The following is a 14,255-nucleotide window of genomic DNA, read 5'->3' as shown; positions in this document are numbered from 1 at the left end:
TCCACAGTCAAACATTTATTAACATTCAACATATTATATCTTCATATTGTTCGTTTTTTCATTTAATCTTAGTTTTAGATATTAAGAAAATCTTGTAAGCATTTACAGCTATTAAGAAAAATGGTATGCTAATCGAAAGTAATTCTTTAAAAAATCTACTATCATGTTTTCGTGATTCGGGATAATTTTTTAGGAGGGAACACAAGGATGACTAGCGGTTATGACAGTTTAGCAAAAGATTTTTTGGCAGAATTAATCCCTGAAGAAAGAACAAAATTATACAATGATTTACTTGCCTTAGAGGAAGTCCACAAGTTAAATCAAGGGTGTACTTACTATACATTTAAGAATTTGAAACGAGCATTTCATCGGCATTCAGAAAGACGTAAACGAACCTTCCGTTATATGAATAGTCTGAATAACGAATTGACCATACATCAAATACATGAACAACACTATTTTAAAAACTACTACTGTATACATGTCTATTTCAACGAACAAGAATGTACATATCTTTTTATAGAGCAGTTGCTTTCTATTCTAAAAACACCCGAGGTTGCACGGTTACGTAGCTTCGAAAAAGTGATGGTTTAGTACTAAAACACAAAAAGACAAAACTTCTCAACAGTTTTGTCTTTTTCGTATCTAAGTATTGATAACCAAATAAGATGGCTCTTTAGACCAAATGGGACTACAATCATTAAAAAAGTAGAGACTAAGTCATATCTCAGCCTCACGAAATCTGAATAAACGGTGGCGAACCAGAAGTAACCTCTTCAGAAATAAGCTGAAATCTACAAAAATTCGAAGAGCAACTTTCATGGATTTCAGCTTATTTCTCAGAGTTCCAAATTCTACTTTTATCGGTTATTTTATACCAATCCTACACGTTTAAAAATAAGATCAACATTTTTCAAATGGTACTGATAATCAAAAGCATCATCTAATTCTTCTTTTGATAAAATTGAAGTAATGTTTTCATCCGCATCTAATAGTGGTCTAAATGCTGTTTGATTATCCCACGCATAGGCTGTTTTGGGCTGTACTAAATCATATGCTACTTCCCGAGACATACCATGATCGATCAATTTTAACAACACACGTTGGCTATAAATCAAACCATAAGTAGCGTCCATATTACGTTTCATATTTTCAGGAAAGACCGTTAAATTTTTTACAATAGTAGAAAAACGGTTCAACATATAGTCTAGTAAAATAGTTGTATCTGGTATAATGATTCGTTCTGCAGAAGAATGAGAAATGTCTCTTTCATGCCACAATGTAACATTTTCATACGCTGTGACCATATGACCACGAATAACCCGAGCAAGACCTGTCATATTCTCAGAACCAATTGGATTGCGTTTATGTGGCATTGCTGAAGACCCTTTTTGACCTTTCGCAAAATACTCTTCAACTTCTCTTGTTTCAGATTTTTGTAATCCACGAATTTCAGTTGCAAACTTCTCAATACTTGTTGCGATCAAGGCCATCGAAGATACATATTCCGCATGTAAATCCCGAGGTAATACTTGAGTTGAAATTTCTTGGGCTCTAATGCCCAAATGTTCACACACATATTCTTCAACAAAAGGAGAAATATTTGCAAAAGTCCCTACTGCTCCACTGATTTTTCCAGCTTCTACACCTTTTGCAGCATGTTCAAAACGTTCAACATTCCGTTTCATTTCTGAATACCATAACGCTAACTTTAATCCAAATGTTGTCGGTTCAGCATGTACACCATGTGTCCGGCCCATCATAACTGTATGTTGATGTTCCTTCGCTTTTTCCCCAATGATTGCTGTAAATTTCTTTAAATCTGCTCGTAAAATATCATTTGCTTGTTTCAATAAATAGCCGTACGCAGTATCAACGACATCTGTACTGGTCAGGCCATAATGAACCCACTTACGTTCTTCACCTAATGTTTCAGACACCGCACGTGTAAAAGCAACTACATCGTGTCTCGTTTCCGCTTCGATTTCTAAAATGCGTGCTACATCAAATGATGCATTATCACGAATTTTTTGTACATCTTCTTTTGGGATATCTCCCAATTCAGCCCATGCTTCATCCGCTAAAATTTCTACTTCTAACCACGCATTGTAACGATTTTCATCTGTCCAAATTGCACCCATTTCAGGTCGTGTGTAACGATCGATCATTCGTTTGTTTGCTCCTTTTTAATCCCAAATATTGGTTTGATATATATCTTCTAAAGTTTCAAAAATATCTTCTGTTAAAATCGTGATGTGCCCCATTTTTCTATCTCTTTTTGCTTCTGCTTTGCCATAATAATGAAAATGCCAATCAGGTTTCTCAGAAATCACATCCATTGTTTCGTATATTTCATCTCCTAAAATATTGACCATTACAGCTTCTGATAAAAGCTCAACTTCTGGCAGTGGCCAGCTACAAATACCACGAATGTGCGCATCAAATTGACTCATCGAACAAGCTTCAATCGAATAATGGCCCGAGTTGTGTGGTCTAGGAGCCAGTTCATTTACATAAATGCCACCATCATTTGTTAAAAACATCTCAACAGCCAAAGTCCCCGCTAAATCAACAGCTTCTGCAATAACACGGGCAATTCGTTGCGCTTCTTCAACAACTTCTTCAGTCACTCTTGCCGGAGCAATCGTTTCATGTAAAATATTATTTCGATGGATATTTTCAACTACAGGAAAAACGGTGAACTCTCCTTGTCCATTTCCACTTACTAATACTGATATTTCTTTTTCATATGGAATCCAAGCTTCTAATACACAAGTTCCTTCTCTTAGAATATTCATTGAAGGTGCTAGATCGGACGTACTGTACAAAACAAATTGTCCTTTCCCATCATAGCCACCACGTGTTGTTTTTAAGACACATGGATAGCCGATTCCGTCAATGGCATCTTGGATATCTGTCGGACTTACGATTGTGGCAAATGGAGCGATAACAATATTGTTCGCTTCTAAAAATGATTTTTCGAGTAAACGATCTTGTGTAATAGCTAAAAGATCTGTTCCTTGCGGGATATTCACCAAATCTTGAACGTGCATCAATGCTCCAACGTCAACATTTTCAAACTCGTAGGTCAAGACTTGTGAGCGCTTTGCCAGCTCTTCTAAAGCTTCTATGTCATCATAATCAGCTAATAAATGCCAATCAGCGACTTGAGCAGCAGGACAATCAACAGTTGGATCTAAAATACCCACACGGAAACCCATTTCCCGTGCGCTGAGCGCCATCATTCTTCCTAATTGCCCGCCACCGATAATACCGATCATTTGTCCCGGTAATAAAGGTTTATTCAAGTTCATCACTACTTTCCATCACAGTTTTTTCAAGAAATTTACGCTTGGCGTCTAATTTCCCTGCTAACTCTACATCATACATGGAAAGCATCTGAACTGCAAGCAGTCCGGCATTCTTCGCCCCGGATTCTCCAATTGCAGTAGTCGCTACAGGGATACCAGCAGGCATTTGGACGATTGATAACAATGAATCAAGCCCATTCAATGCTTTTGATTGAACTGGAACACCAACTACTGGTAACGTTGTTTTGGATGCAATCATCCCAGGTAAATGAGCCGCACCTCCAGCTCCAGCAATGATTACTTTGATGCCACGCTCACGCGCTTGCCCAGCAAATTCAAACATAAGATCTGGTGTACGATGCGCCGATATCACTTTTTTTTCATAAGAAATGTTAAATTCTTCCAAACAATCGCACGCATGCTTCATTGTTACCCAATCCGACGTACTTCCCATAACTACTGAAACCATGATAGACATACCATTCCTCTTTTCTTTCTCTATTCTTTTACATTTTATCAACGGAAATCTTATGTGTCAAAATAAAATCGAATATTAAAGTTTTTTTTAATATTATTGTTCGTATTGGACGGATAAAAAAAGAAAAACCGGAGGAACATCCGGTTTTTTCACTATCATAATGGTTCAGTTCGATCCTCATTTTTAAGACCGTTAAACAATACATTTAAAATAATTGCTGTCAAACTACTCATGACAATACCATTCCCTGTAAACATCCTTACTGTTTCAGGCATTTGTTGGAATAAAGTGGGCAGCATATTAAATCCTAATCCAAACCCAATTGAGATTGCAATGATCAATAAGTTTTTATCATTATTGTAATCAACTTTTGATAACATACGCATGCCTTGCACAGCGACCATACCAAACATCACTAACATCCCACCACCTAACACAGGTTCAGGGATAATTTGAGCAACTGCTCCAACTTTTGGCAATAATCCTAGAGCAATCAGGAAAAATGCTGAGTAATAAATCGGTCGTCTTGTTTTGATTCCGGAAAGTTGGACCAACCCAACGTTTTGAGAAAAACCAGTATATGGGAATGTGTTAAAAATCCCACCTAAAATAACCGCTAAACCTTCCGCACGATACCCTTTTTTTAATTCTTTTTCGCCGATTTGCTTTCCTGTTATATCGCCTAAAGCAAAATAAACTCCTGTCGATTCAACCATACTGACAATCGAAATAATGATCATCAACACGATTGAAGAGATATCAAACGTTGGCTTACCGAAATAAAAAGGCTGTGGAAAATGGAACCATGTCGCTTCCCCAACTGGTGTCAAGTTCACTTGACCTAGAACTGCTGCAAGAACAGTCCCACCGATTAAACCAACTAAAACGGCAATCGATTTGAAGAATCCTCTACCCCAAATTTGGACAACAATGATCAAACCAATTGTTACAAAAGCCAGAAGTAAATTGGTCCCGTCACCAAAATTCGTAGCTGTAGCGAGACCTCCCCCCATTTTTTCCACTGCAACTGGAATCAACGTCAACCCAATGACCGTGATTACAGTTCCCGTTACTAAAAGTGGAAATAGCTTTTTGATTTTAGAAAAAATTCCCGAGACTAATACAACAAAAATACCAGAAGCAATGATTGAACCATAAATTGCACCTACACCTTTATCGCTACCAATCATAATCAATGGCGCTACCGCTTGAATTGCGCAGCCAAGCACTACAGGTAAGCCAATTCCAAAAAATCGATTCACTGTCAATTGCAACAACGTCGCAATGCCACACATAAAAATATCAATTGAAATTAAATAGGTCATCTGCTCTGAATTAAAATTCAAACCCGTCCCGATCAATAAAGGTACGGCTACAGCTCCTGCATACATCGCCAATAAATGCTGAAGACCCAAGACTGCCGCTTTGCCATTTTCAGTTTCTGGTTGATTGTTAACTTCTTTTGTATTTACTTTACTCTCCAAGTTTATGCATCCCCCTCAAGAAATTCAACTTCACCATTTTTCAAAGAGTCAATACGAGCTAAAGAAATAACACGCATACCCATTTCTTCTAATAAAGCTCGTCCATCTTGGAAAGATTTTTCGATGACAATACCAATTCCATCCACAGTTGCCCCTGCTTGTTGACACAATTCGACTAATCCCTTTGCAGCTTGACCATTCGCTAAAAAATCATCAATAATCAATACTTTATCGTCACTTGACAAAAATTTTCTTGAAATAGATATTTGGCTTGTCACTTGTTTAGTAAACGAATATACAGAAGCTGTCAGTAGTTCTTCATCCATCGTTAAGCTTTTTGCTTTACGAGCAAAAATCATTGGTACCTCCAGTTTTTTCGCTGCAAAAAGAGCAGGTGCGATTCCTGAAGCCTCGATTGTAACAACCTTTGTGATGCCAGCATCTGCAAATACTTCAGCGAAACGATAGCCAATCGCCTCCATTAAATTAGGATCGACTTGGTGGGTAACGAAGCTGTCTACTTTTAACACACCTTCCCCTAAAACACGACCATCCTCTTTGATTCGTTGTACTAATTCTTCCATTTTTTCCGACTCCTCCATCACATTTTCTACGCAACTCTTCTTATACAAACAAAAAGACCCTTTTTGCATAAGCAAAAAAGGGTCTGAGACTCTTTTTCACTTATAGACCAACATTTACGGTGTTGGGTAGAGACGATCATCCTTATTATGATCATATATAAGCTTCTTGTTATTAGTATACAATAGTACAAAACTCTGTAAATTTCAATGAAAATAATTGTTTTTTCATTGAAATTTTACAGAGTCACTTATTGTTTCTATGGATCGTTTTTATCTCTTTTTCAGTTGTTCCTTATTTATTTTTTGATAAACGCAGGTTTTCCACCTGATGGTAATGCTGTATTTTTAGGAACTAATTTTATCTCGATTGCTTCTAAACGTTTTGCTAAGCCTTGTGTTCCAGCAGATTGACCATTTTTAGTCCACGCTTGCCATCCATAATCTTGAGAGTGAACGCGATACTGAACATCATATTTGGTAGCAGCCGCACCGCTTAATTTAATTTGAATTGCTTCTAACCTTTTTTTCTTACCAGTCGTTCCGCTTAATGCATTGTTCGACTTAAACCCTTGCCAGCCGATATCTTGAATATGAGTCTTATATTGAATATTTCCACTCACTGAAGGATCAAGCTTAACCTGTATTCCTTCTAGGCGTTTTGATTTACCCACTGAACCACTGGTTTGACCAGATTGTACATAGTTTCCCCAACCAAAATCTTGGAGGTGAGTTCTGTAACTAACTAGATTCGCATTATTGTTGGTATTCTTTTTTATCACCCTAACAGCAAAACTAGGCTTAAAATACGTAGTTGAATTAATCTTCACCACTTCTTTTTCATTTGGCGCATGGATATATTGACCATTCCCAATAGCAATTGCTACATGATAGGTATTTCCTTTTGCTCCCCAAAAATAGAGATCTCCTGGTTCAGCCTGAGCAACACTGATTTGTTCTCCAGCTTTTTCTTGCGGTATCGTATAATCACCGATATTTTTTCCAGTAACTTGTAAAAATACGTAACGAGTCAATCCTGAACAATCAAATACATTCGGTCCTTTTCCACCCCAGGCATATGGTTTACCTAAATGTCTTTTAGCTTCAGAAACTACTTGATTTTTTTGAGTGGCTGAAAATACAACAGCACTTCTAGCTGCCGGTTCTTCTTGAATATTTTCTAAAGAAAAATCAGGCATTTCTTGAATCTGTTGAATCTGTTCAGGTGTAAATCCTGATTCAATTGCCGCTTGGTAGCTTTCTTCACTTACTGTTTCAGTCGCTTCGGTAGTACTAGCCATTCCAAAAATCGTAAAAAGTGTAACGGCCGCGCCAACCACGTAACAATATTTTTTCATCAATTCCCAACTCCTAAACCATTTTCATCCATCATAACATAAAATAAATTAAATTCACCTTGATAAAAACATTCTATTTATAATAGAATGTTTTTATCAATTAATCCTCAGCAATTGCTGAAGGCAAATAAATAATCAACGGCTAAATAAACGAAAATATGCCCTTGATTATCGTTTGTTACAGTAAAAATTTGCTCTGTATAGGTTAAACATCATTCTCTTTTTCTAAATGTCTATATTTATTCATTTTTTGACTAAAAAGTTCACCGTTGCTAGGCGGTGTATATGTAATCGCATTGGCTCCAGCTTCAATCGTTTCTGTAATTGATTCATCTGTTGGCCCACCTGTTGCAATAATTGGTAATTCAGGGTATTTATCTCGGAAAAACTTAACCGTCTTAGCTGTATCTTTACCAGCACTGATATTGATCATCGTAACCCCTGCTGCTATTTTTGCATCGATTGGTGTATGGATAGAAGTTACCGTGCTAACGACTGGAATATCAACAGCTTCACAAACCATTTCAACTGTTTCAACTGGTGTTGGACCATTTAATACGACACCGATCGATCCTTGAGCTTCCGCGAACAAGCTCATGTAAGCCGAGCGTTGACCTTGAGTTAAGCCACCGCCAACTCCTGAAAATACAGGAATATCCGCTGCTTCAATAATACTTTTTGTAATGGCTGGATGAGGTGTAAAAGGATATACAGCAATTACTGCATTTGCATCTGTATTTCTAATTATTGCAATATCTGTCGTAAAAATAATTGACTTAATTTTTTTTCCAAAAATTCGGATTCCGCTCGCTTGCGCAATTACTTTCGGCACTTGAACGATATCTTGTTTTAAAGGTGTTACAATTTCAGGCACCCATTTTTCATTCATTAAATTTACTCCCCTTTACTCCATCTATTAGTGATCATATTGATTAAGATCGTAGCTTTCGATGACATGAATCACTTTATCTGCATATGTTGGATCTGTAGCATAACCAGCATCTTGTAAAGCTTGAGCCGCTTGTTTATAATTTTTTGCCAGAAGAACACGTTCGTATAAACGTGGATTCCATGTTACACCGTTAACAAATAGACGTGTGTGATCATCCATTGACTCTTCCCACGTATCATACACTCTAAAATCCCCTTGGATAACGATCCATTCTTCATTGATATATTCACGTGTTTCAAGGTTGACTTTTTTTTGTTCCCCATAGGCTTTGATTCCAAATAAATTATTATACTTTGAAGCAAGCGTACTCTGTCCCCAATTTGATTCTAATATCCCTTGCCCTATTATGATACTAGGTAACACACCATAAGATGCTTGTAATTCTTTTGCATAAGGACTGATTCTATCAATAAACTGTTCCTTTGTTACTTGCTCTTTTTGTTGAGCTGACTCTTCTTCTGTTTTCGAACTGTCTGACAATACATTGATTGAAAAGATAAACGCTACACCAACAATCAACAAACCCGCAAAAAGCATCGGTAAATTCGTTTTTCTCACTTTTTTCTTCTTATACCTTGGACTATTCATACATTCCCTACTTTGTTTTGTATTCGTTCCTGTACTAACTTTTTTTATTTAGGATAATAGCTGACTGATTATATCAGTTTTTCCCTAGACAATCAATCAACTGCTGTTGTAGTCATAGTTGTCGATGTATTCGTTTGTTTTTCAGACGTGGTTGGCGGTGCCGTGGTGCTTGTTGTTTGTGTTTCCTCACTGCTCGTTTTTGTTTTTTCTTTTGGTGTTGAATGACCAAAAAGGACAAAAATTACAGCACCTAATACGATGATGACGGATAAGATTCCTAAAATTTGTTTCACAAAAAAACTCCCTTACTTACTTATTCACCAACGTAAGTACCCATCAAATTTTCATTTACCCAATCTAGTAATTCTACTTTTGATTCTTTTAATTGACCTTGTAGAGTTGCCGGCAATCTGAACGTGACAATATCATCAAACCCCCATTCATCATAAGAAACCGTTACTTTTAGATCAATAAATGCCTGTTCTTTTTCGTCGCGGTTTGCTTTTGACGGTATCAATTCAGCAACACCTGCTCCTGATTTTAACCATTTTTTAGCGATTATTGTTTTTAGGCGTTTGTATTCTGAAACGGCAATATTTCTTTTTTCTGGAAATAGAATGGTTTGACGTAATATTTTTTGTGTCAGCATCCATTCGTAATCAGAAAATAAGTTTTTTATTTTTTGCATCTCTTCACTTGTTAAATTAATTCTACCTTTTTTCCAATTTGTCCAATTTTCTTCTGTAATTTGGAGATAGTCAGTATAGAAGTGCTCTTCCGTTTCAAATTGTTCTATAATTGCATCGATAAGAATATCTATATACATTTGGTGCATGACTTTCGCCTCCTTTTCCCATTTTACTGAAATTAGTAAAAAAATGCATCTTTTTGAATCATTTATTTCTGTATTTTTAAGAAACACGCCACTTGTTTCTATAAATAATAAGACAATTCAACATATCTGTCCAAAATAATCCATTATTTTGCATTTCTCATGTATAATAAAAATAGAGCTTTTTAATTACTTAATGCGTCAGAAAAAGTGCAGAAGCTCTTTCAACTTTTGTTATTATTGAGTTATGTGGGCTGTTTTCTTAAAGCCGTAAGAGTTTCTCACTCTTGATTTTTTCTTTTATAGAAATGATAACGCCCCATTGCTCTATTATTAAGGAGGATATATATGAAATACTACAATTGGGGAATCATCGGTCTTGGAGAAATTGCAACTAGTTTTACTAACAGCTTTCAACAAGAAAATAGTCAAATAACAGCCGTTGCTTCTAGAACATTAAGTAAAGCTGTAGCATTTGCAAACGAACACGATATCCCCAAAGCTTATGGTTCATTTGAAGCGTTGTTAGCCGATCAAGCGATCGATATCGTCTATATCGCCGTTCCCAATCGTCAACATATCGAACATATTTTAAAAGCTCTGGCAGCAGGTAAACATGTACTTTGTGAAAAAGCGATTACGATGAATAGCGCAGAACTAACGCAAGCTATGACGCTAGCTGAAGAAAAAGGCCTGATATTAGCTGAAGCAATGACTATTTTCAACATGCCCTTATACCAAGAATTACGTGGTCAAATCGACTCCAATCGTTTTGGAAAATTAAAAATGATTCAAGCGCCTTTCGGTAGTTACAAAGAACCTGATCCGTCGAATCGATTCTTTAATCCTGATTTAGCTGGCGGCGCTTTATTGGATATTGGAACTTATGCGGTTTCTTTTGCTCGCTGGTTTTTTACTTCGCAACCCAAAGTTATTGCATCCGTTATGCAGCCATTCTCAACTGGTGTAGACGAACAATCAGCGACGATCTTACAAAACGATGTACAAGAAATGGCGACAGTTTCCTTAAGTTTCCAAGCAAAAATGCCCAAACAAGGAGTTGTCGCTTTTGAAGATGCTTATATTGTGATCAACGAGTATCCACGAGCAGATGAAGCAAAAATTTTCTTTAATGACGGAACTGTGGAAACAATTGTTTCTGGGGATAGTACTCAAGCCTTAAACTACGAAATCACTAATATGATTAAAATGATCGAAGGAGAAATATCCAATCGTTCTCTCTTTTTAACAAAAGACGTTATCGATCTTTTGGACCAAATGCAACAAAATTGGACTAATTAAATAATGCCAGAAAAGTAGGTTTTTTAGTTAAAAAAAGCTGAGTCAAAAAGGAATTACTGTCCTTTTGCCTCAGCTTTTTTGCTCGTTACATTTCATTCGGCGCATGTAGACCAAGTAAGCGTAAATCTTCTTTAATAATCGTTGCCATCGCATACACTAACGCTAAACGCGCTTCTTTTTGCTCATCTTCAGCTAAAATTTTGACATGTGCATAGTATTTATTGAAGGCTTGAGCAACTTGGATCGCATGTTTTGCAATAACTGATGGTTCGTATTTTTCAGCAGCTTGCATGACAACTTCTGGGAATTTTTGCAATAGTTTCACAACTTCCCAGCTATCTTTATCATCTAAGGCATACTCTTTCGTCTCATCGATTGTGAAATCAGCTTTTCTTAAAATACTCATTGCACGTGCATGTGTATATTGTACATACGGACCTGTTTCACCTTCAAAACGAACAACTTCTTCTAAAACAAAATCAAAGTTATTCAAACGATCATTTTTTAAATCGTGGAAAATAACAGAACCAATTCCAACTTGTCTCGCCACTTCTTCTCGATTCGGTAAATCAGGGTTTTTCTCCATAATTTGGTTATTCGCCAGTTCAACTGCTTCGTTCAACACTTCTTCAAGCAAAACGATTTTCCCTTTACGCGTTGATAGTTTTTTGCCACCTTGTGTAATCAAACCGAATGGTACGTGATGCATCTCTTTGGACCAGTCAAATCCAAGCTCATTTAAAACAGCTTTTAATTGCTTGAAATGATTGCTTTGTTCATTTCCGACAACGTAAATCGCTTTGGCAAAATCATAATTACGTTTACGGTAAACAGCCGCCGCTAAATCACGTGTGATATAAAGCGTTGCACCGTCTGATTTTTTGATTAGCGCTGGATTTAGGTCATATGCAGATAAATCAACGATTTCAGCTCCTTCATTTTCTTGCAATAGATGTTTTTCTTCTAGCATTGTTACAATTTCGTCCATTTTATCGTTGTAGAAAGCTTCTCCGTTGTATGAATCAAAGGAAACTTCTAGCATTGCATAGATTTTGTCGAATTCTTTTAGTGATTCTGTACGGAACCATTTCCATAATTCAGTGGCTTCAGCATCGCCTTCTTCTAGTTTTTTAAACCAAGCGCGTGCTTCTTCTTCTAGTTCAGGTTGTGTTTCAGCTTCTTCATGAAATTGAACATACAGACGTAATAATTCAGTGATTGGCGCCGATTTGACTCCGTCTTCTGAACCCCATTTTTTATAAGCCACAATCAATTTACCGAATTGAGTGCCCCAATCCCCTAAGTGATTGATACGAATAGGTGTATAACCACTCTTTTCAAGAATAAACGCAATTGAATTCCCAATAACTGTTGAACGCAAATGCCCCATTGAAATTGGTTTCGCGATGTTAGGTGAAGACATATCGATTGGTACATTGCCTTTGTTACCGATCGAGCTATCTCCGTAGTGTCCTTTTTCTTTTGCAATTTGACCGATGACTGTTTGACTTACCATTTTTTTATTCATGAAAAAGTTCAGGTAAGGTCCAACCACTTCGATTTTTTCAAAGTCTGTTCCAGCAATTTTCTCAGCTAAATCAGCTGCAATTTGTTGCGGTGCTTTACGGTAGACTTTCGCCAATGAGAAAGCTGGAAACGCTACATCTCCGTGATCAACTGACTTAGGATTTTCCAATAATTGGGTAACGGTTTCTAATGATAAATCTTCTTTTACCACTTCATAAATGGCTTTTGCTACGATTTCTTTGTTATTCATAGTTATCCTCCTAATAGGTGATTTGAATTATTTATTCTAGCTGCATTATCATTGATTTTGAGAAATGGGTCCTACTTTTTTAAATCAAAGTGGATTGGTGATTCAATAGTTTACCAGAGTTAAACTTAGTGATTCATTTCTTAAAATATAAGCAAAGCAACCTGACTTTCTGACACATTATAAAATGATTCTTTTCTACTTGATTTGCATCAACGATATCAAAACGAAGTGGCGTGATAAACAAAAAAATCCCTAGTGTTAAAAAACACCAGAGACGAGATTTTCCCGCGGTACCACTCTAATTGTTCGTCCTCTATAAAGACCAACCCACTTAATCTATTAACGGTAGATAGCCGTCTGCCTTGGCAGATTCTCAAAAGTGCGCTTCCTTCATTTGATTATTTTCGGCTTGCACCTTCCCGAAATCGCTTGAATAATAGCTAATGAAGTACTCTCTTTATCGATGAATCATTATTAAACTTGGTTCATTATAACAAATATTTTTCTCTATGCCTAGTCTTGTCTGTTGATTTTAATGTTTAGATGGTCGTAAAGGATAAACTAGGATCCGCGTTTAAGTGGTAATCAGCAAAATGAGCTTTTTCAGCTTCGACAAATGCAGCAGCACCAATCATCGCTGCATTGTCACCGCATAGTCTAAGTGGTGGCACGATAAATGTTACGCCTTGCAGTTCTTCCGTCACTTCTTTGCTTAAACGATCACGCAAACCTATATTTGCGGCAACACCACCTGCCATCACTAATTGTTTGACAGGATATTCTTTGCAAGCTCGAATCGTTTTATCGGCTAAAACATCGATAACACTCGCTTGAAAACTTGCGGCTAAATCTTTTACTATCAATTCTTCACTGCGTTGTTCAGCATTATGAACCGTATTGATAAATGAGCTTTTTAAACCACTAAAACTAAAATCATAATTGTCTTCTTTCATCATAGCTCGTGGAAAATGGTACGTATCTTCTCCAAGGTGGGCCAGTTCATCGATCTCTTTACCGCTTGGATAGGTTAGACCTAAAACTCTGCCGACTTTATCATATGCTTCACCTGCAGCATCATCTCTTGTTTCACCGATGATTTCAAAAGAACCTGTCTCTCTCATGTAAACTAATTCCGTATGACCACCACTCACTAATAATGCCATTAACGGAAACTGCAAAGGTTCTACAAAATGAGCCGCATAAATATGCCCAGCCATATGATTGACTGGAATCAGCGGTAAATCATGTGCCCAAGCAAATGCCTTAGCAGCGGAGATACCGATTAATAAAGCCCCTACCAAACCAGGACCATACGTAACGCCTACTGCACCTAAGTCATCTGGTTTTACATCTGCTTCAGCTAGAGCATCTTCAATACATAACGTAATTTCTTCTACATGATGACGACTCGCAACTTCTGGTACAACACCTCCAAAACGTTGATGGCTCTTCACTTGAGAAGCCACAACGTTAGATAAAATTGTATCGCCATTTTCAATAACAGCAACACTGGTTTCGTCACAACTACTTTCAATAGCCAGTATCAATTTTCTTTTTTTATTAAAAAAAATCATTTGTTTCACTTCCTTAAC

General features: G+C 36.9%; 14 protein-coding genes, 1 pseudogene, 1 riboswitch and 1 other annotated feature. Of the genes and pseudogenes, 2 read left to right on the top strand and 13 right to left on the bottom strand.

Annotation, left to right across the window (positions count from 1 at the left end):
* The first annotated feature begins 207 nt into the window (after positions 1–207).
* Complete coding sequence (locus IGJ34_RS06290; protein WP_430598394.1) at positions 208–594, top strand: hypothetical protein; 387 nt, start codon at positions 208–210, stop codon at positions 592–594.
* Between the two features lie 278 nt (positions 595–872).
* Here IGJ34_RS06290 and purB read toward each other — a convergent pair whose 3' ends face one another.
* From purB to IGJ34_RS06235, 11 genes and pseudogenes are all read right to left on the bottom strand, one after another.
* Complete coding sequence (gene purB / locus IGJ34_RS06285; RefSeq protein WP_069654498.1) at positions 873–2,168, bottom strand: adenylosuccinate lyase; 1,296 nt, start codon at positions 2,166–2,168, stop codon at positions 873–875.
* An 18-nt stretch (positions 2,169–2,186) separates the two neighbouring features.
* On the bottom strand, positions 2,187–3,317 hold the full coding sequence (purK, locus tag IGJ34_RS06280; RefSeq protein ID WP_206834297.1) for a 5-(carboxyamino)imidazole ribonucleotide synthase: 1,131 nt from the start codon (positions 3,315–3,317) through the stop codon (positions 2,187–2,189).
* Positions 3,301–3,789: a 5-(carboxyamino)imidazole ribonucleotide mutase gene (gene purE, locus IGJ34_RS06275; RefSeq protein WP_430598393.1), complete on the bottom strand. Its 489-nt coding sequence runs from the start codon at positions 3,787–3,789 to the stop codon at positions 3,301–3,303. The genes purK and purE overlap by 17 nt, the downstream gene beginning before the upstream one ends.
* 155 nt (positions 3,790–3,944) lie before the next feature.
* On the bottom strand, positions 3,945–5,273 hold the full coding sequence (locus IGJ34_RS06270) for a nucleobase:cation symporter-2 family protein (protein WP_430598392.1): 1,329 nt from the start codon (positions 5,271–5,273) through the stop codon (positions 3,945–3,947).
* A gap of 2 nt (positions 5,274–5,275) precedes the next feature.
* Positions 5,276–5,857 carry a xanthine phosphoribosyltransferase gene (locus IGJ34_RS06265; protein WP_069654689.1) on the bottom strand — a complete coding sequence of 194 codons (582 nt, stop codon included), beginning with the start codon at positions 5,855–5,857 and terminating at the stop codon, positions 5,276–5,278.
* 83 nt (positions 5,858–5,940) lie between these two features.
* A riboswitch (purine riboswitch) is annotated at positions 5,941–6,038 on the bottom strand.
* 115 nt (positions 6,039–6,153) lie between these two features.
* Entirely contained in the window at positions 6,154–6,636 is a 483-nt protein-coding gene (locus IGJ34_RS06260; RefSeq protein ID WP_240485871.1) for a hypothetical protein, read from the bottom strand.
* Positions 6,634–6,942: pseudogene (locus IGJ34_RS06255) on the bottom strand (C40 family peptidase); the annotation flags it as partial. The pseudogene IGJ34_RS06255 and the gene IGJ34_RS06260, both read right to left, overlap by 3 nt.
* A gap of 475 nt (positions 6,943–7,417) precedes the next feature.
* Complete coding sequence (locus IGJ34_RS06250) at positions 7,418–8,101, bottom strand: hydrolase (RefSeq protein WP_206848825.1); 684 nt, start codon at positions 8,099–8,101, stop codon at positions 7,418–7,420.
* Positions 8,102–8,128: 27 nt separating this feature from the next.
* Positions 8,129–8,752: a glycoside hydrolase family 73 protein gene (locus IGJ34_RS06245; RefSeq protein WP_111247429.1), complete on the bottom strand. Its 624-nt coding sequence runs from the start codon at positions 8,750–8,752 to the stop codon at positions 8,129–8,131.
* A gap of 92 nt (positions 8,753–8,844) precedes the next feature.
* The gene (locus tag IGJ34_RS06240) at positions 8,845–9,045 is read right to left on the bottom strand and encodes a hypothetical protein (RefSeq protein WP_111247428.1); all 201 of its coding nucleotides are present in this window, start codon (positions 9,043–9,045) and stop codon (positions 8,845–8,847) included.
* Between the two features lie 20 nt (positions 9,046–9,065).
* Positions 9,066–9,587 (bottom strand): hypothetical protein, encoded by a 522-nt coding sequence (locus IGJ34_RS06235; protein WP_206834303.1) that lies wholly within the window; start codon positions 9,585–9,587, stop codon positions 9,066–9,068.
* Positions 9,588–9,932: 345 nt separating this feature from the next.
* Between IGJ34_RS06235 and IGJ34_RS06230 the strand changes: the two genes are divergently transcribed.
* Positions 9,933–10,886 (top strand): Gfo/Idh/MocA family protein, encoded by a 954-nt coding sequence (locus tag IGJ34_RS06230; RefSeq protein WP_430598391.1) that lies wholly within the window; start codon positions 9,933–9,935, stop codon positions 10,884–10,886.
* Between the two features lie 85 nt (positions 10,887–10,971).
* Here IGJ34_RS06230 and argS read toward each other — a convergent pair whose 3' ends face one another.
* Together argS and tsaD are read right to left on the bottom strand one after the other, a co-directional pair.
* A complete protein-coding gene (argS, locus tag IGJ34_RS06225) occupies positions 10,972–12,663 on the bottom strand; it encodes an arginine--tRNA ligase (RefSeq protein WP_206834307.1) in 1,692 nt (563 codons plus the stop codon).
* Between the two features lie 267 nt (positions 12,664–12,930).
* Positions 12,931–13,136 (bottom strand) — a binding site (T-box leader).
* Between the two features lie 66 nt (positions 13,137–13,202).
* Complete coding sequence (tsaD, locus tag IGJ34_RS06220; RefSeq protein WP_430598521.1) at positions 13,203–14,237, bottom strand: tRNA (adenosine(37)-N6)-threonylcarbamoyltransferase complex transferase subunit TsaD; 1,035 nt, start codon at positions 14,235–14,237, stop codon at positions 13,203–13,205.
* Between the last annotated feature and the right edge of the window lie 18 nt (positions 14,238–14,255).

It is taken from the genome of Enterococcus sp. AZ177, assembly GCF_050544585.1.
GTDB classification, from domain to species: domain Bacteria; phylum Bacillota; class Bacilli; order Lactobacillales; family Enterococcaceae; genus Enterococcus_L; species Enterococcus_L plantarum.
The sequence above is the reverse complement of the archived record's forward strand: the minus strand, read 5'-3'. Positions and strand labels throughout refer to the sequence as shown.

Coding starts and splice junctions, on each gene's coding strand:
- purB (WP_069654498.1), bottom strand. CDS start 2,168: ATGATCGATCGTTACACACGACCTGAAATGGGTGCAATTTGGACAGAT.
- IGJ34_RS06290 (WP_430598394.1), top strand. CDS start 208: ATGACTAGCGGTTATGACAGTTTAGCAAAAGATTTTTTGGCAGAATTA.
- tsaD (WP_430598521.1), bottom strand. CDS start 14,237: ATGATTTTTTTTAATAAAAAAAGAAAATTGATACTGGCTATTGAAAGT.
- IGJ34_RS06250 (WP_206848825.1), bottom strand. CDS start 8,101: ATGAATGAAAAATGGGTGCCTGAAATTGTAACACCTTTAAAACAAGAT.
- IGJ34_RS06265 (WP_069654689.1), bottom strand. CDS start 5,857: ATGGAAGAATTAGTACAACGAATCAAAGAGGATGGTCGTGTTTTAGGG.
- IGJ34_RS06230 (WP_430598391.1), top strand. CDS start 9,933: ATGAAATACTACAATTGGGGAATCATCGGTCTTGGAGAAATTGCAACT.
- IGJ34_RS06245 (WP_111247429.1), bottom strand. CDS start 8,752: ATGAATAGTCCAAGGTATAAGAAGAAAAAAGTGAGAAAAACGAATTTA.
- purE (WP_430598393.1), bottom strand. CDS start 3,789: ATGTCTATCATGGTTTCAGTAGTTATGGGAAGTACGTCGGATTGGGTA.
- argS (WP_206834307.1), bottom strand. CDS start 12,663: ATGAATAACAAAGAAATCGTAGCAAAAGCCATTTATGAAGTGGTAAAA.
- IGJ34_RS06235 (WP_206834303.1), bottom strand. CDS start 9,587: ATGCACCAAATGTATATAGATATTCTTATCGATGCAATTATAGAACAA.